This window comes from Actinospica acidithermotolerans (assembly GCF_018139625.1).
Classification (GTDB): Bacteria; Actinomycetota; Actinomycetes; order Streptomycetales; family Catenulisporaceae; genus Actinospica; species Actinospica acidithermotolerans.
The window spans coordinates 12,657-34,287 of sequence record NZ_JAGSOH010000078.1 but is presented as its reverse complement, the minus strand read 5'-3'; the positions used below and the strand labels follow the sequence as shown (position 1 = coordinate 34,287).

At 70.6% G+C, this 21,631-nt stretch carries 18 protein-coding genes and 1 pseudogene; 13 read left to right on the top strand and 6 right to left on the bottom strand.

Features of this window, described 5'->3' with window-relative positions; all coding sequences use genetic code 11:
- Nucleotides 1-358: 358 nt before the first annotated feature.
- Complete coding sequence (locus tag KDK95_RS23175; RefSeq protein ID WP_212520363.1) at nt 359-1,819, top strand: AlkA N-terminal domain-containing protein; 1,461 nt, start codon at nt 359-361, stop codon at nt 1,817-1,819.
- A complete protein-coding gene (locus KDK95_RS23170) occupies nt 1,816-2,361 on the top strand; it encodes a methylated-DNA--[protein]-cysteine S-methyltransferase (protein WP_212520362.1) in 546 nt (181 codons plus the stop codon). Before KDK95_RS23175 ends, KDK95_RS23170 begins: the two co-directional genes overlap by 4 nt.
- Here KDK95_RS23170 and rarD read toward each other — a convergent pair.
- The 4 genes from rarD to KDK95_RS23150 all read right to left on the bottom strand — a co-directional run bounded on the left by rarD (nt 2,289) and on the right by KDK95_RS23150 (nt 9,020).
- Entirely contained in the window at nt 2,289-3,308 is a 1,020-nt protein-coding gene (gene rarD / locus KDK95_RS23165; RefSeq protein WP_212520368.1) for an EamA family transporter RarD, read from the bottom strand. The genes KDK95_RS23170 and rarD overlap by 73 nt on opposite strands.
- Nucleotides 3,309-3,380: 72 nt before the next feature.
- The gene (locus KDK95_RS23160; RefSeq protein ID WP_212520361.1) at nt 3,381-5,891 is read right to left on the bottom strand and encodes an amino acid permease; all 2,511 of its coding nucleotides are present in this window, start codon (nt 5,889-5,891) and stop codon (nt 3,381-3,383) included.
- A 243-nt stretch (nt 5,892-6,134) separates the two neighbouring features.
- The gene (locus tag KDK95_RS23155; RefSeq protein WP_212520360.1) at nt 6,135-7,163 is read right to left on the bottom strand and encodes a 2-oxoacid:ferredoxin oxidoreductase subunit beta; all 1,029 of its coding nucleotides are present in this window, start codon (nt 7,161-7,163) and stop codon (nt 6,135-6,137) included.
- 72 nt (nt 7,164-7,235) lie between these two features.
- Nucleotides 7,236-9,020, bottom strand: coding sequence for a 2-oxoacid:acceptor oxidoreductase subunit alpha (locus KDK95_RS23150; RefSeq protein ID WP_212520367.1), 1,785 nt, complete (start codon nt 9,018-9,020; stop codon nt 7,236-7,238).
- A 259-nt stretch (nt 9,021-9,279) separates the two neighbouring features.
- Here KDK95_RS23150 and KDK95_RS23145 point away from each other — a divergent pair, with 259 nt between their 5' ends.
- The 11 genes and pseudogenes from KDK95_RS23145 to KDK95_RS23095 all read left to right on the top strand — a co-directional run bounded on the left by KDK95_RS23145 (nt 9,280) and on the right by KDK95_RS23095 (nt 20,187).
- Nucleotides 9,280-9,663: an NADH-quinone oxidoreductase subunit A gene (locus KDK95_RS23145; RefSeq protein WP_212520359.1), complete on the top strand. Its 384-nt coding sequence runs from the start codon at nt 9,280-9,282 to the stop codon at nt 9,661-9,663.
- A gap of 17 nt (nt 9,664-9,680) precedes the next feature.
- Nucleotides 9,681-10,169 (top strand): annotated as a pseudogene (locus KDK95_RS36090) (NADH-quinone oxidoreductase subunit B); the annotation flags it as partial.
- A 670-nt stretch (nt 10,170-10,839) separates the two neighbouring features.
- Nucleotides 10,840-11,697 (top strand): NADH-quinone oxidoreductase subunit C, encoded by an 858-nt coding sequence (locus KDK95_RS23135; RefSeq protein ID WP_212520358.1) that lies wholly within the window; start codon nt 10,840-10,842, stop codon nt 11,695-11,697.
- Nucleotides 11,694-12,662: a complex I subunit 1/NuoH family protein gene (locus KDK95_RS23130; RefSeq protein WP_212520357.1), complete on the top strand. Its 969-nt coding sequence runs from the start codon at nt 11,694-11,696 to the stop codon at nt 12,660-12,662. The genes KDK95_RS23135 and KDK95_RS23130 overlap by 4 nt, the downstream gene beginning before the upstream one ends.
- A 74-nt stretch (nt 12,663-12,736) precedes the next feature.
- Complete coding sequence (locus tag KDK95_RS23125) at nt 12,737-13,267, top strand: 4Fe-4S binding protein (protein WP_306466647.1); 531 nt, start codon at nt 12,737-12,739, stop codon at nt 13,265-13,267.
- Nucleotides 13,264-13,809, top strand: a complete 546-nt coding sequence (locus tag KDK95_RS23120; protein WP_212520355.1) for an NADH-quinone oxidoreductase subunit J family protein — start codon at nt 13,264-13,266, stop codon at nt 13,807-13,809. Before KDK95_RS23125 ends, KDK95_RS23120 begins: the two co-directional genes overlap by 4 nt.
- A gap of 1 nt (nt 13,810) precedes the next feature.
- Nucleotides 13,811-14,179 carry an NADH-quinone oxidoreductase subunit NuoK gene (nuoK, locus tag KDK95_RS23115; RefSeq protein WP_212520354.1) on the top strand — a complete coding sequence of 123 codons (369 nt, stop codon included), beginning with the start codon at nt 13,811-13,813 and terminating at the stop codon, nt 14,177-14,179.
- Nucleotides 14,176-16,056, top strand: coding sequence for an NADH-quinone oxidoreductase subunit 5 family protein (locus tag KDK95_RS23110; protein WP_212520353.1), 1,881 nt, complete (start codon nt 14,176-14,178; stop codon nt 16,054-16,056). Before nuoK ends, KDK95_RS23110 begins: the two co-directional genes overlap by 4 nt.
- Nucleotides 16,057-17,592 carry a complex I subunit 4 family protein gene (locus KDK95_RS23105; protein ID WP_212520352.1) on the top strand — a complete coding sequence of 512 codons (1,536 nt, stop codon included), beginning with the start codon at nt 16,057-16,059 and terminating at the stop codon, nt 17,590-17,592.
- Entirely contained in the window at nt 17,589-19,187 is a 1,599-nt protein-coding gene (locus tag KDK95_RS23100) for an NADH-quinone oxidoreductase subunit N (RefSeq protein ID WP_212520351.1), read from the top strand. Before KDK95_RS23105 ends, KDK95_RS23100 begins: the two co-directional genes overlap by 4 nt.
- Before the next feature lie 22 nt (nt 19,188-19,209).
- Nucleotides 19,210-20,187, top strand: coding sequence for a cytochrome c oxidase assembly protein (locus KDK95_RS23095; protein WP_249161744.1), 978 nt, complete (start codon nt 19,210-19,212; stop codon nt 20,185-20,187).
- Here KDK95_RS23095 and KDK95_RS23090 read toward each other — a convergent pair.
- Together KDK95_RS23090 and KDK95_RS23085 are read right to left on the bottom strand one after the other, a co-directional pair.
- Nucleotides 20,184-20,756 (bottom strand): GNAT family N-acetyltransferase, encoded by a 573-nt coding sequence (locus KDK95_RS23090; RefSeq protein ID WP_212520350.1) that lies wholly within the window; start codon nt 20,754-20,756, stop codon nt 20,184-20,186. The genes KDK95_RS23095 and KDK95_RS23090 overlap by 4 nt on opposite strands.
- 4 nt (nt 20,757-20,760) lie before the next feature.
- Complete coding sequence (locus tag KDK95_RS23085) at nt 20,761-21,468, bottom strand: DUF5134 domain-containing protein (protein ID WP_212520349.1); 708 nt, start codon at nt 21,466-21,468, stop codon at nt 20,761-20,763.
- Between the last annotated feature and the right edge of the window lie 163 nt (nt 21,469-21,631).

The window sequence follows — 21,631 nt, the reverse complement described above, 5'->3', positions numbered from 1 at the left end:
CCGCTACGCCGACGAGGCCCGCGACCTGCTCGCCACCCTCCCCGACATCCCGGCCCGCGCCGCCCTCTACGCCCTCTGCGACCTGGTCCACTCCCGCACGGTCTGATCGACCGGTTCTGTCCGGCTCAGTCGGCCGCCGTGCGGCCTGCATCCCTGCGCCGCGCCTCGCGCATGCGCTCGAGTTCGTATCGAGGATGCCCGACCTCGGTGACCGCGACGATTCCGCCGCCGCATAGCGTGTCGCTCGTATGAGTGAACGGCTATGAGTGAACGACGTCGGCGTCTGTGAGTGAGTGGCGCCAGCATCCATGTCCGAAACCCGCTAGGGCGAGGAGCGGTGCCGGGTCATCATGGACTCATGGCGACCAGCGGAATCCAGAGCGACGAGCACCGGTACGACGCGGTGCGCGGGCGTGACCCGCGGTTCGACGGGGTGTTCTTCATCGCCGTGCTGACCACGGGGATCTACTGCCGGCCGAGCTGTCCGGCGACGACGCCGAAGCGGGAGAACGTGCGGTTCTACCCGAGCGCGGCGGCGGCGCAGGCGGCCGGGTTCCGGGCCTGCCGGCGGTGCCGGCCGGACGCGGTGCCCGGGTCGGCGGAGTGGAACCTGCGCGCGGACATCATCGGGCGCGCTATGCGGCTGATCAACGACGGGGTGATCGACCGGGAGGGCGTGGCCGGGCTCGCGGCTCGGCTCGGGTACAGCGAGCGGCAGGTGCAGCGGCATCTGGTCGCGGAGCTGGGGGCGGGGCCGCTCGCGCTGGCTCGGGCGCAGCGGGCGCATACCGCGCGGGTGCTGCTGCAGACGACGAAGCTGCCCGCGACGGACGTCGCGTTCGCCGCGGGGTTCGCGAGCGTGCGGCAGTTCAACGACACGATCCGCGAGATCTACGCCTCGACACCGACTGAGCTGCGTACCTCGGCGCGCAAGATCGAGCGCGGGAACGGCGGCGGCAGCGGGATCTCGCTACGGCTGGCATACCGCGAGCCGTACGACCGGGAGCACATCTTCGACTTCATCGGCCTCCGTGCCATCCCCGGCGTCGAGGAGATGACCGGCGACCGCGGCGACCGTGTCTATCGGCGGACCCTGCGGTTCGAGCACGGGCCCGGGATCGCCGAGGTGCGCGAGCGGCCGAGCGGCGGGGCGTGGCTCGACTGCCGGCTGGATCTCGCCGACCTGCGCGGGTTCACGACCGCGATCGGCAGGATGCGCAGGCTGTTCGACCTCGACGCCGATCCCCTGGCCGTCGCCGAGTACTTCGCGCCCCATCCGGTCCTCGGCCCGCTCAGCGTGAAGACCCCGGGCCTGCGCTCGCCGGGTGCCGCGGACGCCGACGAGATGGCGATCCGCGCCGTTCTAGGGCAGCAGATCAGCGTTGCTGCGGCACGTCGGCTCGCCGGCGTTCTCGTCGCGGCACGCGGCGAGCCGCTGCCCGAGCCGAGCGGCGGTCTGACGCACGTCTTCCCGTCGTCGGCAGCGTTGGCGGACGCGGACTTCGCCGAGCTCGGCATGCCCGAGTCGCGCAAGCAGACCCTGCGCACGATCAGCGGCGCGCTGGCCGACGGCAGCGTTCGGCTCGATCCGGGCGCCGACCGGGACCAGGCGCAGCGGGAACTGCTGGCCTTGCGCGGCATCGGGCCGTGGACGGCGGGCTACCTGCGTATGCGGGCTCTGAGCGACCCGGACGTCGTGCTGTCGGGCGACGTCGTGATCAAGTCCGCGATGAAGAAGGCCGGCCTCGGCAGCGCCGACGTCGAGTCCTGGCACCCCTGGGCGTCCTACGCGATCCACTACTTCTGGAGTAACTCATGACCTCCGCCACGGCTGCGACGATCTACACCACCACCGAAAGCCCGCTCGGCGCCTACCTGCTCACCGGCGTCCGCGACCTCTCCGCGCCCGGCGGCGTCGTGCTGACCGGCGTGACGTTGCAGGTCTGGAGCGAGGACCGGAACAAGCCCGTCGCCAAGATCGACCCGCGCTGGGAGCATGCGCCCGAGGCGTTCGAGCACGCCGTAGCGCAGCTCCAGGCGTACTTCGCCGGCGACCTGAAGGAGTTCGACCTCGAACTCGCGCCGCGCGGTACGCACTTCCAGCAGCGCGTGTGGGGCGAGCTGCGCAAGATCCCGTACGGCTCGACGACCACCTACGGCAAGATCACGGCGGCTCTGGGCCTCGACCGCGTCGCGGCCCGGGCGGTCGGCGGCGCGGTGGGCTCGAATCCGCTCGGCATCGTCGTCCCGTGCCACCGCGTTCTCGGCGCGAACGGGGCGCTGACCGGCTACGCCGACGGCTTGGGCAACAAGGAGGCGCTGCTGGTGCTCGAAGGCGTGCTCCCGGCGCCGCTCGCCTGAGCCACCGCGAGAGCTTCGGCGGTTCGCGCGCCCGCCGCGCGCGTCGCCCTGGCCTGCCGGAGCCCGTCCGCGGTCAGGACGGCCAGTGCCACCCAGACGATCCCGAACCCGATCCACTCGGCGCCCGGCGCGGTCTCGTGGTTCACGAGCACGCCGCAGAGCAGCTGAAGGACCGGCGTGAGGAACTGCAGCAAGCCGATCGTCGACAGCGGCAGCCGGTTCGTCGCCCCCGCGAACAGCAGCAGCGGAATCAGCGTGACGGCGCCGGCGAGTGTCAGCAGGAACGTGACGTGCCACGCGGCGTGCCCGTAAGCAGCCGTGCCGGAGACCTGCAGGTAGATGAGGAAACCGAGCGCCGGGAGGAACTGGTAGCCGGACTCGATTGCCATCGACTCCAGTGCGGGGACGGCCGCGAGCTTCTTCAGCAGACCGTAGGTGCCGAACGAGCAAGCCAGCACCAGTGCGATCCACGGCAGGTGCCCGGCCCCGAGCGCGAGCTCGACCACCGCCATCGCGCCGATCCCGACGGCCAGCCACTGCGCGCGCCGCAGCCGCTCATGCAGGATCAGCACGCCGAACAGCACTGTCACCAGCGGGTTCAGGAAGTACCCGAGCGCCGCATCGATGACGTGCCCCGCGTTCACCGCCCAGATGTAGACGCCCCAGTTCACGGTGATGCACGCCGACGCTCCCAGCAGGAGCAGCAGCTTGCGTGGCGACCGCAGCAGCGGCTTGAGCCAGCCGCCGTGCCGCATCGCTGCCAGCACGACGATCACCGACACCAGCGACCACACCATCCGGCTCGCCAGGATCTCCCCGGCCCCGGCCGGCTCCAGCAGCGGCCAGTACAGCGGGAAGAGCCCCCAGATCCCGTACGCCCCGAACCCGAATATCAGCCCGCGCCGCCGCTCAGTCACGGGTGCAAGTGTAATTCGCTTATTACGCATGTCCATGCCCCGTCCGCATCCTGAGCCGCGGCGGACGGGGGCTGACGCGGGCGGACGGAGCCCGGCCGGAGGCTAGCCCTCTTCCTCGCCCTCGTCCTCGCCCTCGCGGGGCAGCAGGCGGTAGGAGGGGTTGGTCATCGCGAGGTAGCCCTCGGTCTCGCCGACCATGCCCTCGACGCGGACCTTGGCGCCGGGCTCGATGCCGGGGATCGCGCGGCGGCCGAGGAAGACGAGGGTGATGCCGCCGGTCTCGTCGTAGAGCTCGGCCTCGAGGGCGGGGGAGCCGGAGACCGGGCCCACGTAGACGCTGCGGATGCGGCCCTCGAGCGTCGCGCGGTTGCGCCAGCGGACGTCGCGGACGGCGATCGGCGGCCGGTGCTCGGTGCTCGCGCCGGTGGCGGGCTGGTCCTCCTCGATCACGCACTCGGCGTCGAGCAGCATCTTCTTGGTGCGGCGCACCGGGACCGCCTGATCGGCGTGCGGGGCCTTGGCGCCGTGGCCGGGCTTGGCGCGGCCGCCGCGGGTGACCTTGCCGGCGTTGCCCTCGGCCGAGGACTCGGACATCTCCTCGATCGCCTCGACCACGTCGAACGGCACGATCATGGCCGCGACGTGCGGGAGCCGGGATACCGCCGAGGCGATCTTGTCCGCCGTGTGGTCGTGCAGCAGCCGGCTGGTGATGTGGAAGGCGCGGCGCGGCAGCATGATGGTGACCTCGGTGCCGGTCTCGTCGTGCGTGCGCGCGGCGAGTTCGGCCGCCGCGCGGCGCAGCCGCCGGTCCGGGACCTCGATGACCTCCAGCGGCACGTCCGCCGCGATCGAGGCGTCCCAGCGCCTGCGCAGGTGCTCGGCGTGCTTCGAGTCGATCATCAGGTGCACGGCGCGCAGCTCGACCGGCCGCAGCGAGCGCGCGTAGCGCAGCGCCTTGACGACGGCCAGGTCGACCGAGTCCACCAGCACCAGCACCGTGCTGCGGGTCAGCGTCGGCACGCTGGCGCTCGCCGGGGCGCCGGCCAGCGCGGCGGCCTCGCGGCGGTACCGCTCGTTCAGCTTGATCAGCGCGAACACGCCGACCGGGAAGACCACGACGACCATCCACGCGCCTTCGGTGAACTTGAAGATCGCGAAGATGACGACGACGGCCGCGCTCAGCACGCAGGCCGTGCCGTTGATCACCAGCTTGATCGTGCGGTTCTTCTCGTTGCGGTTCCTGTGGTACTTGAACAGGCCCGCCGCGGCCATCGTGAATCCGGTGAACACGCCGATCGCGTACAGCGAGACCAGCCGCGTCAGGTTGCCGCCGGTGAACAGCAGCAGCGCCGTCGAGATGATCGCCAGCACGATGATGCCGTTCGAGAACGCCAGCCGGTGGCCGCGGTGCAGGAACTGCCGCGGCAGGAAGGAGTCCTCGGCCACGAAGGAGGCCAGGAACGGGAAGCCGTTGAACGAGGTGTTGCCGCCGGTGTAGAGGATGAGCGCGGTCGCCAGCTGCACGATGGTCAGCATGATGTTGCCGAACGCGCCGTGGCCCCAGATCAGGCTGGAGAGCTGGCCGAGCACGGAGGGGCTGCCGGACTCGTACGGCGTGGCGTGCGTCTGCCAGGCCAGGATGGAGACGCCGAGCACCAGCGAGCCCAGCATCGTGGACATCCAGAACATCGACTTGCGGGCGTTGCGGCCGGCCGGCTTGCGGAAGGCCGACACGCCGTTGGAGATCGCCTCGAGGCCGGTCAGCGAGGAACCGCCGTTCGCGAACGCGCGCAGCAGGCCGGAGATCGCGACGAAGCTCAGGATCGCGTGCGTGCCGGCGCCCGGGTCGAGGGCCGTGCCGAGCGCGCCGCCGTAGCGCGTGTCGGTGAAGTTGTTCGCGTGCGGCAGGTCGCCGACGGCCAGGCGGGCCAGACCGGCGACGACGGTCAGGCCGATCATCGTCACGTAGAAGTACATCGGGAAGGCGAAGGTCCGGCCGGCCTCCCTGATGCCCCGCAGGTTCCCGTAGCAGAGCAGGCAGATCATGAAGACGGAGATCCAGATGCTCCAGCTGGTGATGTCGATGTTGAAGGTCAGCGACAGCCAGGAGGAGACGGCGATCGTGCCCGCCGCGATCTGCACGGCCACGGTCACGATGTAGTCGATCAGCAGGGCGACGGCGGCGACCTGGGCCACCTTCACGCCGAACTGCTCGCGGGCGACGACGTAGGAGCCGCCCGCCTTGGTGTAGACCGAGACGACGTCCCGGTAGCAGAGCGTCAGCACGATCAGCAGGACCAGGATGACGCCGGTGATCGGCATCACCAGGGTGAAGCCGGCCAGCCCGAAGACCGGGATGAGCTGGGTCAGCATCTGCTCGGTGCCGTACGCCGAGGAGGAGATGCAGTCCGGCGCCAGCACGCCGAGGGCGATCGGGCGGGACAGCTTCTCGCCGAACAGCTGGTCGTTGACCAGCGGTTTGCCCAGGATCGTGCGCTTGATCCGGTAGCCGAGGCTCTCCGGGATGTCCACCGCAGCGGCGGACAGCGCGCTGGGTTGCGCCGACGCGTCCGTCGCCGCCTCGGGTGCCGTCCCCGTGGTCGAGGTGCTCATGTCTACCGGTTGCCTCTGCTCACTCTGTTCTGCCCTCGGGCCCCGAGCCCGCCGTGGTGGTGCGCACAAGCTCTTTCGCCAGTTTCTGTCGCCGCTGACGCGATACTCATGCCCTCACCAAGGATCGTTCCTACCACCCTGCCGGTTCGTTCATCCACTTGTCGGACTGCCGGGGCGGTGAGAACTCTGCGAGAAGAATTGAGTTAGGCTAAGAGAGTTACCGGAACGTAGCCTCCGGCCGCCTCACGATCCGCCTCCGACGGTCCAGGTGTCCGAGCCCGCCAGCAGCGCGCCGAGATCCGGCTCCTTGCTGCCGTGGCCCGCCGCGCTGAGCTGGTCCGTCATCAGATCGTCGTACACGGGCCGCCGGACGCTGCGGAAGACGCCGATGGGGGTCGGCGAGAGCGTCGCCGGATCCTGCAGCCGGGCGAGCGCGAAGGCGTACGCCGGATCCTCCGCGGCGACGTCGTGGGTGACGGCCGGGCGCGGGTCGGTGAGATCCGTCACGCCCAGACCCCGGCGCTCCCCGTCCCAGACCACCTTGTGCTCGCCGTAGACGAGCGGGGCGTCCGGTTCGAGCCGCAGCAGGTGCCGGTCCCGCTCGCCGGGGGCCTTCAGGTGCTCGAAGGCGTTGTCGTTGAAGATGTTGCAGTTCTGGTAGATCTCCACCAGCGCGGTGCCCGGGTGCTGGGCCGCCGCGGTCAGCACCGAGGTCAGGTGCTTGCGGTCCGAGTCGATGGTGCGGGCCACGAAGGTGGCCTCGGCGCCGAGCGCCAGCGAGACCGGGTTGAACGGCGCGTCCAGCGAGCCGTACGGCGTGGACTTCGTCACCTTGCCGGGCTCGGAGGTCGGCGAGTACTGGCCCTTGGTCAGGCCGTAGATCCGGTTGTTGAACAGCAGGATCTTCAGGTTCACGTTGCGCCGCAGCGCGTGGATCAGGTGGTTGCCGCCGATCGAGAGCGCGTCGCCGTCGCCGGTGACCACCCAGACGGACAGGTCAGGGCGCGCCGCGGCCAGGCCGGTGGCGATCGCCGGGGCGCGGCCGTGGATCGAGTGCATGCCGTAGGTGTTCAGGTAGTACGGGAACCGGGAGGAGCAGCCGATGCCCGAGACGAACACGATCTTCTCGCGGTCCAGGTTCAGGCTCGGCAGGAAGCTCTGCACGGCGGCCAGCACCGCGTAGTCCCCGCAGCCGGGGCACCAGCGGACCTCCTGGTCCGACTTGAAGTCCTTCGCCGACGGCGCTCCGGCCGAAACCGTGACGTCCAGCATTACGTGAAAACTCCCTTGGTTAGGGCCGCTCGCAGGCTGCGGGCCGCTCGGCAACTCCCAGGCTGTATCCGGTCAAAGTCGTGTCTCGATCTCCGAGGCGAGTTCGGTCGAGGTGAACGGCAGCCCGCGGACCTTGTTGTAGCCGACCGCGTCCACCAGGTAGCGCGCGCGCACGAGCAGGGCGAGCTGGCCCAGGTTCATCTCCGGGATCAGCACCCGGTCGTAGCGGGCCAGCAGCTCGCCGAGGTTCGGTGGGAAGGGGTTGAGGTGGCGCAGGTGGGCGTGCGCGACCGCGCCGCCGCGCTCCCTGACCAGCCGGCAGGCCGCCTGGACCGGGCCGTAGGTGGAGCCCCAGCCGAGCACGAGCAGCCGGGCCGAGCCGTCCGGGTCGTCGGCCTCCAGCGGCGCGATGGACTTGGCGATCCCGGCGACCTTCGCCGCGCGGGTGCGCACCATGTGGTCGTGGTTCTCCGGGTCGTAGGAGATCTCGCCGGTGACGTCGGCCTTCTCCAGTCCGCCGATCCGGTGCTCGAGCCCCGCGGTGCCGGGCACGGCCCAGGGGCGGGCGAGGGTCTCCGGGTCGCGCTGGTAGGGCAGGAAGACCTTGTCGTCCGGGAAGTCCTCGACCGCCGCGAAGCGCGCGGCCTCGCGCAGGTCGGGCAGCTCCTCGACCTCCGGGATCCGCCAGGGCTCCGAGCCGTTGGCCAGGTAGCCGTCGGAGAGCAGGAAGACCGGGGTGCGGTAGGTCAGCGCGATCCGCACCGCCTCCATCGCCGCGTCGAAGCAGTCGGCGGGCGAGCGCGGGGCCACGATCGGCACCGGGGACTCCCCGTTGCGCCCGAACATCGCCTGCAGCAGGTCGGCCTGCTCGGTCTTGGTCGGCAGGCCGGTGGAGGGGCCGCCGCGCTGGATGTCGCAGATCACCAGCGGCAGTTCGAGGGAGACGGCCAGGCCGATCGCCTCGGACTTGAGCGCGACGCCCGGGCCCGAGGTGGTGGTCACGCCGAGGGCGCCGCCATAGGACGCGCCGATCGCCGCGCCGACCGCCGCGATCTCGTCCTCGGCCTGGAAGGTGCGCACGCCGAAGGCCTTGTGCCGGGCCAGCTCGTGCAGGATGTCCGAGGCCGGGGTGATCGGGTAGGAGCCGAGGAAGAGCGGCAGGCCGCTCCGCTGCGAGCCGCTGATCAGGCCGTACGCCAGCGCGCGGTTTCCGGAGATGTTCCGGTAGCGGCCCGCCGGCAGCGCCGCCGGGGCCACCTCGTAGGAGACCTCGAACTCCTCGGTGGTCTCGCCGAAGTTGAAGCCGGCCTGGAAGGCCGCCCGGTTCGCCGCCACGATGGCCGGGTTCTTGGCGAACTTCTGCTCCAGGAAGCCCAGCGTCTGCTCGACCGGCCGGTGGTAGAGCCAGGACAGCAGGCCGAGGGCGTACATGTTCTTCGCCCGCTCGGCCTCCTTGCGGCTGAGCGGATGGCCCTCGAGCGCGCGGACGGTCTGCGAGGTCAGCGCGACCTTGTGCACCCGGTAGCCGTCGAGGCTGCCGTCCTCCAGCGGGTTCTTGTCGTAGCCGACCTTCTTCAGCGCCCGGTCGGTGAACTCGTCGGTGTTGACGATCACCGTCCCGCCGCGCGGGACCGCGGGCAGGTTGACCTTGAGCGCGGCCGGGTTCATCGCGACCAGCACGTCCGGCGCGTCGCCCGGGGTGAGGATGTCGTGGTCGGCGAAGTGCAGCTGGAAGGCCGAGACGCCGGGCAGGGTGCCGGCGGGGGCGCGGATCTCGGCGGGGAAGTCGGGGAGGGTCGAGACGTCGTTCCCATGGATCGCGGAGTCCTGGGTGAAGCGGTCGCCGGTGAGCTGCATGCCGTCGCCGGAGTCGCCGGCGATCCTGATCACCACCCGGTTCAGCCGCCGTACGTCCTTGGCCGAAGCCCCTTCGATCACCGTCACAGTAGTGCACCCGCCTGCCAGGTCAGCGTTACGGACGTTTCACGTCGTGTTAGCGCCAGTCTACGCCTGAGCTCCTGTCAGAGCCGGATGCGTAGGGTGTCGTCGGCTGGCCGGTACGCTTGTGCGACGAGCGGGGCCTCAGGAGCGATGACACCTAGGAGCGGAGCGCGGGATGAGTCACACGACCTATTACTCCGCGTATTCGATCGTCGGCATCCTGTTCCTGCTGGGTATCCTTTTCGTCGTATTCGCCCTGACCGCGAACCGGCTGCTCTCCCCGTTCCGGCCGACCCGCGAGAAGCTGCTGACCTATGAGAGCGGCGTCGACCCGGTCGGCGAGGGCTGGGCGCACACCCATGTGCGTTATTACGTGTACGCCTATCTGTACGTCATCTTCGCGGTGGACTCGGTGTACCTCTTCCCGTGGGCGACGATCTTCGCCGCGCCGGGCTTCCGCGGCACCACGCTGGCGGAGATGTTCGTGTTCATCGGATTCCTCGCGGTGGGGATTCTCTACGCCTATAAGAAGGGCGTGCTGACGTGGCTGGAGCAGTAGACCTCGGCTATCCCCAAGTGCTCGCGCCCGGGGCCGGGGCCGACACGCGGCGTTTCGGATCAGCCTTCGAGCTCGCGCCCAAACCGGTGAAACTCGTCCTGAACTGGGGCAGGAAGTACTCGCTCTGGGTGTTCAACTTCGGCCTGGCCTGCTGCGCGATCGAGTTCATCGCCAGCTCGATGGCCCGGCACGACTTCATCCGGCTCGGCGTGATCCCGTTCGCGCCGGGCCCGCGGCAGGCCGACCTGATGGTGGTCTCCGGGACGGTCAGCGACAAGATGGCCCCGGCGGTCAAGCGGCTCTACGAGCAGATGCCCGAGCCGAAGTACGTGATCTCGTTCGGCTCCTGCGCGAACTGCGGCGGCCCGTACTGGGACTCGTACTGCGTGACCAAGGGCGTGGACCAGATCATCCCGGTGGACGTCTACGTGCCCGGCTGCCCGCCGCGGCCCGAGGCGCTGCTGCAGGGGATCGTGAAGCTGCAGGAGCGGATCGCGCGCGAGGGCGCGGTGGCGGCGGCCCGGGCGCCCAGGGCCCCGAAGGCGCCGAAGCAGGCCAGGCCGCTCAAGGACCGGAAGCCGAAGCCGCTGCCGGCCGCCGCGCCGGGGACCGTCGCGCCGCAGCCGGTGCTCGAGCCCGAGTCCGGCGCCGAGGTGGACACCGAGCGGCTGACGCCGGTCGAGGGGCCGACGCCGGTCGAGGGGCCGACGCGGCGGATGGCCGCCGTGGAGCCCGCCGCCCCCGCCGAGCCGACCGAGGCGCTCACCCCGACGGAGCCGGCGGCCCCGATCGAGCTGCCCACGGAGCTCCTGCGGGCACCGATCGTCGAACCGCCCACGGAGCGGCTTTCGGCTCCGGTCGAGCCGCCGACGGAGCGGATCGCCCCTCCTGTCGAGCCGCCGACGGAGCGGATCGCCGCTCCCGTCGAGCCGCCCACGGAGCGGATCGCCCCTCCTGTCGAGCCGCCGACCGAGGTGGTGCGCCGTGCCGACTACCCGACCGAGAAGCTCCCGGTGATCGAGGAGGAGATCCCGGCCGTGGAGCAGACCGCCGAGCTGCCGCCGATCCGGAAGAAGCCGCCGCGCCGGCGCTACTTCCGCGAGCTGCGCAAGGCCAGGGACCACGGCATGGAGCTGTTCGACCGGGCGGTCGAGGACCAGGCGTGGGAGCACGAAGATGACCGCTGAGGATCTCACCGTGATCTCCGACGCGCTGGGTCCGGACGTCGAAATCACCGAGCAGTACGGCCGCGTGCTGGCCACCGTGCCGCCCGAGCACTGGGTGGACACGCTGACCGCCGCGCGCGACGAGCTCGGGGCCGACTTCCTGGACTGGCTCACGGCGGTCGACGAGCTCGAGGCCGGGTATCTGGTGGCCGCGTTCGTCGCGTCCACCGAGGACCGCGGTCCCGGAAGGCTGGCCAAGGCGCAGGGCCTGATCGTCCGCACGCGGGTGGCCAAGGACGCGGAGCAGGGCGCGCGCCTGGACACGGCGATCGGCGTCTACCGCGGCGCTGCGTGGCACGAGCGCGAGACGTTCGAGATGTTCGGCATCGCCTTCGCCGGGCACGAGGACCTCAAGCCGCTGCTGCTGCCGGACGGCTTCGAGGGGCACCCGCTGCGCAAGGACTTCGTGCTGGCCTCGCGGGTCGCGAAGGCCTGGCCCGGCGCCAAGGAGCCGGGCGAGTCCGAGCACACCGCCGCCTCGCCCGGGCGCCGCAGGATGCTGCCCCCGGGCGTGCCCGGCGAGGAGTGGCTCAAGCCGTACGCAGCCGAGCAGCCCGGGCCGAAGCCGCCGCCATCCGAGGCCCCCCGGACGTCCGAGGCTCCGCGCCCGTCGGAGACCCCGCGCCCGTCCGAGGCCCCGCGCCCGTCGGAGGCTCCGCGCCCGTCGGAGGCTCCGCGCCCGTCCGAGACCCAGCCGCCGTCCGAGACCCCGCGCCCGTCGGAAGCTCCGCGGTCGTCGGAGGGCGAGCACCCGCCCGAGACCCCGCGGTCGTCCGAGGCCCCGCCGTCGTCGGAGGGCGCGGAATGAGCTCGCTGACCTGGTGGCTCGAGGTGGGGTTGCGCATCGTCGTCGTCTTCCTGGGCTTCATGGTGATCCCGCTGGTCGTGGGCCAGATGGAGCACAAGGCCATGGCGCACATGCAGGGCCGGCTCGGCCCGATGGAGGCCGGCGGCTTCCACGGCTGGGCGCAGCTCGTCGCCGACGGCGTGAAGTTCGCGCAGAAGGAGGCCGTCGTTCCCGCGGCCGCCGACCGGCGCGTCTTCCAGGCCGCTCCGGCCGTCGCGCTCATCCCGTACCTGCTGGCGCTGATCGTCATCCCGATCGGCCCGGGCACGCAGGTGGGCGTGGACCTCGACCTCGGCCTGTTCTTCGCGCTGGCCGTCATGGGCATCGCCGTCCTCGGCCCGCTGATGGCCGGCTGGAGCAGCGCGAACAAGTACTCGCTGCTCGGCGCCCTGCGCTCGGCCGCGCAGCTGATGGCCTACGAGCTGCCGATGCTGCTGTCCGCCGTGTCGGTCGCGATGGCCGCCGGGACGCTCTCGCTGCCCGGCATCCTCGGCGCCTGGCACTGGTACTGGATCCCGTGGCAGCTCGTCGGCGGCTTCGTGTTCTTCACGGCCGGCCTCGCCGAGCTGCAGCGGCCGCCGTTCGACATGCCGGTGGCCGACTCCGAGATCATCTTCGGCGCGTACACCGAGTACACCGGCCTGCGGTTCGCGTTGTTCCTGCTCGCCGAGTACGCCGGCATCGTGGTGCTCTGCCTGCTGACCACCGTGCTCTTCCTCGGCGGCTGGCACGGCCCGGTCGCCGATCAGCAGCTCGGCTGGCTGTGGACCGCGATCAAGACCTTCGCGCTGGCCTTCGTCGTCATCTGGCTGCGCGTGAGCTACCCCCGATTGCGCGCCGACCAGCTGCAGAAGTTCGCGTGGACCGTGCTCATTCCGCTGGCACTGTTCCAGCTCGCGCTGACCGGGGTGGTGAAGGTGCTGTGACCGAGAAGAACGAGAAGAAGAAGGCCGTGCCGGGCTCCGGGCTCGTCCAGGGCCTGGCGACCACGTTCAAGAACATGGTCACGCCCGCGCACACGCACCAGTACCCGGACACGCCTCCGGAGCTGGCGCCGCGCACCCGCGGCGTGATCGCGCTGATCGAGGAGAACTGCACCTCCTGCATGCTCTGCGCGCGCGAGTGCCCGGACTGGTGCATCTACATCGACTCGCACAAGGAGACGATCCCGGCGCCGACCCCGGGCGGACGCGAGCGCAGCCGCAACGTGCTGGACCGCTTCGCGATCGACTTCTCGCTGTGCATGTACTGCGGGATCTGCATCGAGGTCTGCCCCTTCGACGCGCTCGAGTGGTCGCCCGAGTTCGAGTACGCCGAATACGACCTGCGCGACCTCCTGCACGAGAAGGAGCGCCTCGGCGAGTGGGTCGAGACGATCCCGCCGCCGGTCGCCCTCGACGACGCGGCCGAGGAGCCGAAGGAGATCTCTCTCGCGCAGAAGGCGGCCGCGAAGAAGCAGGCGGCGCTCGACGCCGCCGCGCAGCCCGCCGCGCCGGAGCCGCCGGCCGAACCGCGGGGGAGCGCCGAGTGAGCCACGGCTACCTCTCCCCGACCGGCCTGGAGATCGCGTTCGTGCTGATCGGCCTGGTCACGCTCGGCTCCGGGCTGCTCGTGGTCACGGTGAAGAACCTGGTGCACGCGGCGCTCTGGCTGCTCGTGTGCATGGGCTCGATCGCGGTCGAGTACCTGCTGCTGACCGCCGAACTGCTCGCCTGGATCCAGGTGCTGATCTACGCCGGCGCGATCATCGTGCTGTTCCTGTTCGGCCTGATGCTCACCCGGGCGCCGATCGGCCCGACCGAGGAGCTGAACGTCCGGCACCGCTGGCCGGCCCTGATCGTCGGCCTCGGCGCCGCCGGGACCCTCGTCACGGTGATCGTCCAGGCGTACCAGCACACCTGGTTCGACCCGCGCGGCGCGGTGCCGCTCGGCTCCGGCGAGGCGCTGGGCACGCAGCTTTTCAAGTACTGGGTGCTGCCCTTCGAGGTGCTGTCCGTGCTGCTGCTCGCCGCGCTCGTCGGCGCCATCGTCCTGTCCCGCCGAGGCCGGGACACCGAGGAGGCCGAGGCCTGAGATGCACGCCGTCTACCCGCTCGTCCTCGGCGCGCTGCTGTTCGCCATCGGCCTCTACGGAGTGCTGGCCCGCCGTAACGCCATCGCGGTGCTCATGGCGATCGAACTGCTGCTCAACGCCGTCACCCTGAACCTGGTCAGCTTCAGCGCGATACTGCGCGACCGGTACGGCATGGGGCAGATCTTCACGCTCTTCATCATCACGATCGCGGCCGCCGAGACGGGCCTCGGCCTGGCGATCGTGCTGCTGGTCTACCGGCAGCGCGCCACCGCCGACCTCGGCGAGCAGCGGGCGCTGGCCGAGCCCGTCGAGCCGGTCACCGCCGATGAGCTCTCCCCGCGCAACGTCGAAGCCGAGGTCGCCCGGTGAACCTGCTCGCCCTGATCGCCTCGCTGCTGCCTGCCCTCGGGGCGGCCGTCACCGCGGCCGGCGGCCGCGACCTGCGGCATGTGAAGTTCTGGTCGACCGCGCCGGTCGGCGCCGCGCTGCTGCTCACCCTGCTCGTCGCGATCGACCACGGCTCCGGCGGCGCGTCGGTCCACACGTACTCGATCGGCACCGCGGGCGCCTTCCACGTCGAGATCGGCACCCGCGTCACCGGCCTGTCCGCGATCATCGCCGTGCTGGTCGCGGGCGTCGCGATCTGCGTGCAGGTGTTCTCGACCACGTACCTCGGCGGCGAGCCGCGCTATCCCTCGTACGCCGCGCTGATCTCGCTGTTCACGGCCGCGATGCTGACGGTGGTCTACTCCGCCGACCTGGTCGTGCTGCTGGTCGGCTGGGAGATCATGGGCGCCTGCTCGTACTTCCTGATCGGCCATTACTGGGAGAAGCCCGAGGCGCGCCCGGCGTCGATCAAGGCCTTCCTGATGACGAAGGCGGGCGACGTCCCGTTCCTGTTCGGCATCATCGCGCTCGGCGTGCAGGCGCACTCGTTCCAGATCAACGCCGTGCTCGCCGCCACCGGCCAGGACAGGCTGCACCACCCTGCCTGGATCGCCTTCCTGCTGCTGTGCGGCGTCCTCGGCAAGAGCGCCCAGTTCCCGCTGCACTCCTGGCTGCCGGACGCGATGGCCGGCCCGACCCCGATCAGTGCGCTGATCCACGCTGCCACCATGGTCGCCGCGGGCATCTACGTCGTCGCGCTGCTCTACCCGGTCTTCGCGCTCTGCCAGGCCGTGCTGATCGTGATGGCGATCATCGCGGCGATCACGATGACCGGCGCGGCGCTGTGCGCGTTCGCGCAGACCGACATCAAGAAGATCCTCGCCTACTCGACCGTCAGCCAGCTCGCGTACATGCTCGGCGGCCTCGCGGTCGGCGGCCGCTCGCAGGCGATCTACCTGCTGCTCGTGCACGGCGCGTTCAAGGCGCTGCTGTTCCTCGCGGCCGGCGTCGTCATCCACCGTGTCGGCTCGAACGAGCTGAGCGCGATGGGCGGCCTGCGCTACCGGATGCCGGTCGCGTACACGACGATGACGATCGGCCTGCTCGCGCTCGCGGGCATCCCGCCGTTCTCCGGCTTCTTCGGCAAGGAGGCCGTGCTCGGCGCGGCCTACAACGCCACCGGCGAGTTCGCCGCGCCCGGCCGGATCGTGCTGATCTTCGGCCTGATCACGGCAGGGCTGACCGCCGCGTACTCGCTGCGGCTGTGGCTCGGCGTCTTCCACGGCCCGTTCCCGGACGCCCCGCACGAGCACGAGGCCACGGTCGAGGCGCCGCAGCCCGAGCTGATCCCGCTCATCCTGCTGGCGGTTCCGGCGGCCCTGCTCGGCATCGTCGTGCTCTTCGGCAGCGGCTTCTCGAACTACCTCGGCGGCTGGTACGGCGAGGCGGGCGCGGCCGGCGCCGACCTGTGGCCCGGCGGCCTGACCACGCTGCTCTCGCTGCTGTTCGTGCTCGGATTCGGCGGCCTGGTCTTCCTGGCCTGGCGCCGCGACGAGGGAGCGGATCCGGCGCGGGCGCTGCTCGGCCCGGTCCGCCCGGCGCTGGTCAACGGCTTCTACTTCGACCGCTTGATCGACGCTGCCGTGGTCCGTCCGACCCGCGCCGCCGCCCGGCTCGTCGGCTTCCTGGACGCGAACGTCATCGACGCCTACGTGCGCGGCTCCGGAACCGGCGCGCGCGGTCTCGGCACGGTGCTGCGCCGGCTGCAGACCGGAAGCGTCCAGTTCTATCTGACCTGCCTGTTCCTCGGAGTGGTGATCATGGCCGCCGTGTACGCCTACGTGGGGACGGTGAGCTGAGTGTCCGCGATCCTGCTGCTCCTGCTCGCGATCCCGGCCGCGGGCCTGCTCGCGCTCTACGTCGTGCCCCGCGAGTTCGCCTCGCGGATCGGCGCCCTCGCCGGCGTGCTGACCTTCGCGGTCTCGCTCGTCCTGCTGCCGCTGTTCGACTACTCGGCGGGCGCCTCGTTCCAGGGCCAGATCGACCTGAGCTGGATCCAGGCGCTCGACCTGCGGTTCCACCTCGGCATCGACGGCGTCTCGCTGCCGCTGGTCCTGCTGACCACGCTGCTCACGGCGCTGTGCCTGATCTACGCGGTCCGCACCACCACCCGCGACGGCAAGGGCCGCGCGTTCACCGCGCTGCTGCTGACGCTCGAGATCGGCATGGTCGGCACGTTCATCTCGCTCGATCTGCTGCTGTTCTTCGTCTTCTTCGAGCTCGTGCTCATCCCGATGTACGGCCTGATCTCGCACTGGGGCTCCGACGACGCGCATGGCGGCGCCTCGAAGCAGCAGTCGGCGATGAAGTTCATCCTGTACACGCTGCTCGGCTCGGCCCTGATGCTGCTCGGCTTCCTGGTCATCCACGCCAAGACCGGCACCTTCGACATGGTCCTGTTGCAGCAGCGGCACGGCCTGGGCATCACCGCGAGCGCCCAGAGCCTGGCGTTCGTGCTCGTCGGCCTGGGATTCGCGATCAAGACGCCGATGTGGCCGCTGCACACGTGGCTCCCCGACGCGCACACCTCGGCCCCCACCGTCGGCTCGGTGCTGCTGGCCGGCGTGCTGCTGAAGATGGGCACCTACGGCTTCATCCGGATCGGCGTCGGCGAGATCCCCGAGGGGCTGCACCGGTATGCGGTCGCGCTCGCCGCCTTCGGCGTGGTCGGCATCGTCTACGGATCGCTCGCCTGCCTGGCGCAGATCCGCGCGGACGGCGACCTCAAGCGGCTGATCGCCTACTCGTCCGTCGGCCACATGGGCTTCACGCTGCTCGGCATCGCCTCGATGACGCAGGTCGGCATCGACGGCGCGCTGTTCGCGTCCGTCGCGCACGGCCTGATCACCGGCCTGCTGTTCTTCCTGGTCGGCGGGTTCAAGGAGCGCTACGGCACCACGGACCTGTTCGCGATCGGGCGCGGCCTCTACGGCCGCTCGCGCCGCTACGGCGCACTGCTCGCGTTCGCCGCCGTCGCCTCGCTCGGACTGCCCGGCCTGGCCGGATTCTGGGGCGAGCTCTACGTCCTGGTCGGCGCGGCGCGACCGGGTCCCGGCCTGTCCGTCACCGCCTTCCACGTCTATATGGCCGTCGCGGGCATCGGCATGGTGCTGACGGCGGCCTACCTGCTGCTCGTCGTGCGCCGCGTGTGCATGGGCACGGTCACCGACCCGGCCAACGAGAACGTGCTCGCGCATGACAGCGACCTGACACCGCGTGAGTGGCTGGCGTGGCTGCCGCTCGCCGCGCTGACCCTGCTCGCCGGACTCTGGCCGGCGGTCGTGCTGGCCGCCGCCGACCCGGCCGTCCACACCGTCCTGGGAGCCCGCGGATGAACCACGGTTTTGGCGGACAGAGCATCGACTACACCGCGATCATGCCGGTGCTGATCGTCGCGCTGGGCGCTCTGGGCGTCCTCATCACGGACCTGTTCACCCGCGAGAAGCGCAAGCACGATCTGCTGTGGCTTTCGGCCGCAGTCATCGTCATCGCGCTCATCGCCGAACTCGGCCTGTGGATCGGCGGCGCCTCGACCAAGCCCCGCCTGACGTTCTGCCTCGACTCCGGCCACTCGACCGTCCTGGGCTGCTCGTACTCCGCCGACAGCTTCTCCCTCACGATCCAGACGCTGCTGCTCGGCGGGACGCTCCTCACGGTCCTGATGGCGCCGCGCCGCTTCAAGGTCCCGTTCGGCGAGTACCACTTCCTGATCCTGTGCTCGCTGACCGGCGCCATGGTCATGGCCGGGGCGCGCGACTTCATCACGATGACCGTCGGCCTGGAGACGCTCTCGCTGCCGGCCTACGCGCTCGTCGGCTTCGGCGGTCGCAAGCGGCGCGGATCCGACGGCAGCGCGGCCGACGCGTCGACCAGCGGCGCCGAGGCGGCGCTCAAGTTCTTCCTCATGTCCGTCGCGTCGACCGCCGTCATGCTCTTCGGCATCTCCCTCGTCTACGGCGTCACGGGATCGGTCTACTTCGCCGACATGCAAGCCGTGCTGCACCTGAGCGGCTACCATGCCTCGATCCTGACGACCGGGATGGTGCTCACGCTCGCGGGCTTCGCGTTCAAGGTCTCGGCCGTGCCCTTCCACTTCTGGACGCCCGAGGTCTACTCCGGAGCCCCCGTCCCCGTCGCCGCGTACCTGTCCGTGGTCTCCAAGACGGCCGGTTTCGCGGGCCTGATCCTCACCCTCGAGATCGCGTTCCGCACCGAGATCCACAACCTGGGGACACTGATCGCGATCCTGGCCGCGGTCACCATGACCCTCGGCAACACCGTCGCCCTGCGGCAGCGCTCCGCCGTCCGGCTGCTGGCCTGGTCCACGATCGGCCAGGCCGGATACGTGCTGGTCCCGCTGGCCGTCACCACGTGGAACGGCGCCGATCTGGCGAAGGTCCCCGTCGGCCAGGCCTGGAACCTCGGGCCGGCCGTCACCGCCTCGGTCGCCTACCTGGTGTTCTACGCGGCCATGAACCTCGGCGCCTTCGGCGTGGTCAGCGCCCTCGGCGGCACGCTGCCGGGCGGCGGCGAGCTCGCCGACTACCGGTCGCTGAGCAGCCGTCAGCCGCGGGCCGCGTGGCCGCTCGGACTGTTCCTGCTGTGCCTGGCCGGACTGCCGCCGGGCCTGATGGGCCTGTTCGCCAAGGTCGCCGTCTTCCGCGCGGTCATCTCCGGCGGGCTGACGTGGCTCGCCGTCGTCATGGCGGTCAACGTCGTCATCGCGCTGTTCTACTACCTGCGCTGGGCCGCCGCCCTCTTCGCCCCGGTCACGACGGCGCCGGCGGTCGCGGGCGCCGAGGCCGGAGCCGCGATCGAACAGCGCTCCGCGCTCTCCCGCTCCATCCCGCTCGGCCCGCGCATCGCCGTCGGACTCGCGCTGGTCGTCACCGTCTTCTTCTCGCTCTACCCCGCCCCCGCCTTCAAATGAGGCGAGGGTTAAAGTAGCCGACATGGCCAGCAGCATGCCGGGAATGCCGGGGATGCCGGGTGCGGACACCCTTCCGCCGCCCGGGATCTCGTCCTACCTGAACTGGCATCCCGAGCCGTTCTTCCTCGCCGCCACCATCGTGGCGACCGGCATGTACCTGTTCGGCGTGCTGCGGCTGCGGCAGCGCGGAGACGCCTGGCAGATCAGCCGCACGGCCAGCTTCCTCGCCGGCATGCTGATCTTCCTCGGCATCACCTGCACCGGCCTGAACGAGTACGGCATGTACCTGTTCAGCGCGCACATGGTGCAGCACATGATGCTCTCCATGGTCGACCCGCTGTTCCTGCTCCTCGGCGCGCCGATCACCCTGGCCCTGCGCGTCCTGCACCCCGCCGGACCCGGTCGCACCGGCCCCCGCGAAGTGCTGCTCGCCCTGCTGCACAGCAGGTTCGCGAAAGTCGTCTCCTCGCCCCTGTTCACGCTGCCGCTGTTCGTCGTGAGCCTCTACGGCCTCTACTTCACGTCGCTGTTCGACTTCCTGATGAAGAGCCGCGTAGGCCACGACTTCATGCTGGTGCACTTCCTGTTCGTCGGCCTGCTCTTCTTCTGGCCGGTCATGGGCGTCGACCCCGCCCCGCACCGCTCGCCCTTCGTGATCCGCATCCTCGAACTGTTCGCCGTCATGCCGTTCCACGCGTTCTTCGGCATCGCGATCATGATGTCGAACTCCCTGTTCGAGAGCGTCTTCGCCAATCCTCCGTCCTCCTGGGGCCTGACCGCCCTCAGCGACCAGAACACCGCCGGCTCGATCGCCTGGGCCTTCGGCGAGGCGCCCACGATCATCGTCCTGCTGGTGCTGTTCGTGCAGTGGGCCAAGTCCGACCAGCGCGAGGCGAAGCGCAAGGACCGCAAGGCCGACCGCGACGGCGACGCCGAGCTGAACGAGTACAACGAGTACCTGGCCGGCCTGGCCCAGCGGAACCCGGGGCCGGCGGCTTAACCGCCGGCCCACTCCCGCACGTGGAGGTGGCCCGGGTCGGGGAACTTGGGCGGGAAGGCCGGGAGTTCGTGGGCGAGGGTGAAGCCGAGCTTCTGCGCTACCCGGCAGGAGGCGTCGTTGCCGAGCGAGTGGATGAGTTCGAAGCGGGTGATGGGCTCGCCGTCAGCGGCCCATTGGGCGGCGGACCAGCGCATCGCGGCTTCGACGGCGCGGGTGGCGATGTTGCGGGAGCGGGCTTCGGGCGCGGTCCAGTAGCCGACTTCGGCGGCGTGGGGGAGCTTGGCGATGCGGCGCACCGATACGGAGGCGATCGGGGTCGCCGAGGCCGGTGCGGCGGCTTCGTTCTCCACCACGGCGAAGACGAAGCGGGTCCGGGCGGCCCACTGCGCGGCCTGTTCGTCCAGCGTCGCGCGGGCCTGGTCGGCGTCGTCGACGTGGCGCAGCAGCCAGCGCTGCATCGCGGGGTCGGCGTGGGCTTTGACCAGCGCGGGGATGTCACGGGGTAGCCAGGGGCGCAGGGTGAGCGCGGGGGCGGTGGCCGTGCCGGGGATCGTGAGCGTTGCTGTCACGGGATCAGGTTACGAGCATGAGCCCCGTCAGGACGGTCATCGCCAGTTCGCAGGCGTAGACGGTGGCGGGGGAGGAGAGCACGGCCTGAGAACGGCATGCGTGATCTTGGCCGGGGCTTCCGGCCGGCGCGGCCGCTACCGCGAGCACGCGAGTCATGCCGACGCCGAGGACCAGGGCGGCGATCCAGACGTAGCCGACGAGTAGAAGGGTGGGCGTGCTGGGTGCTGCGCCCATCGCCATTCCGGGCATCGCGGAGCCGGTTACCGCCGAGGCCGACGCCGACGCCGCACCCATCCCCGGCCGCAGGAGCATCACCACCATCGCCGCGCTGACGATGGCGTGGTGCGGGTCCAGCAGGTGGGGGCCTGCGGCCGCCGCCCCCGTGCAGGATCTCACTTCGCGGCCGCGGATTCGGGCCAGGAGGCGTTGGCACCAGTCGAAGGCGGCCCACGCGGCCAGCGCGGCGAAGAACGTCACGCTGACGACCGACGGGGGTCTCGGTATGCCGGGTGCCAGCAGCGCGGCCATGCCCAGGGCCATCGCGGCGTGACCGAACTCCCGGTTACGGTCGATGTCTCGCACGCGATCGCTGCGCGCTTGCCGCCCTCGTCGCGCCGGCCGGGAGACGACCAGGCACGCCGTGGCCCTGGCTGCCAGGAGAAGCAGCACAAGAGTGAAGAACCAGGCCAGAAGCGGCGTAATCGAGCGCACGAGACATCCCTCCGCATAAGGGGTGCCCCCGCACCCCTGTCACTACTCACCGTAGACCCGGGGTCCGACAGCGTGAACGGCTCGTGCCGTCGACCATTCGCGCCCCTACGGCGGCCGCGCGCCACCCCCCGCCATTCACCCGGCGTGGCCGGTACGTCAATAT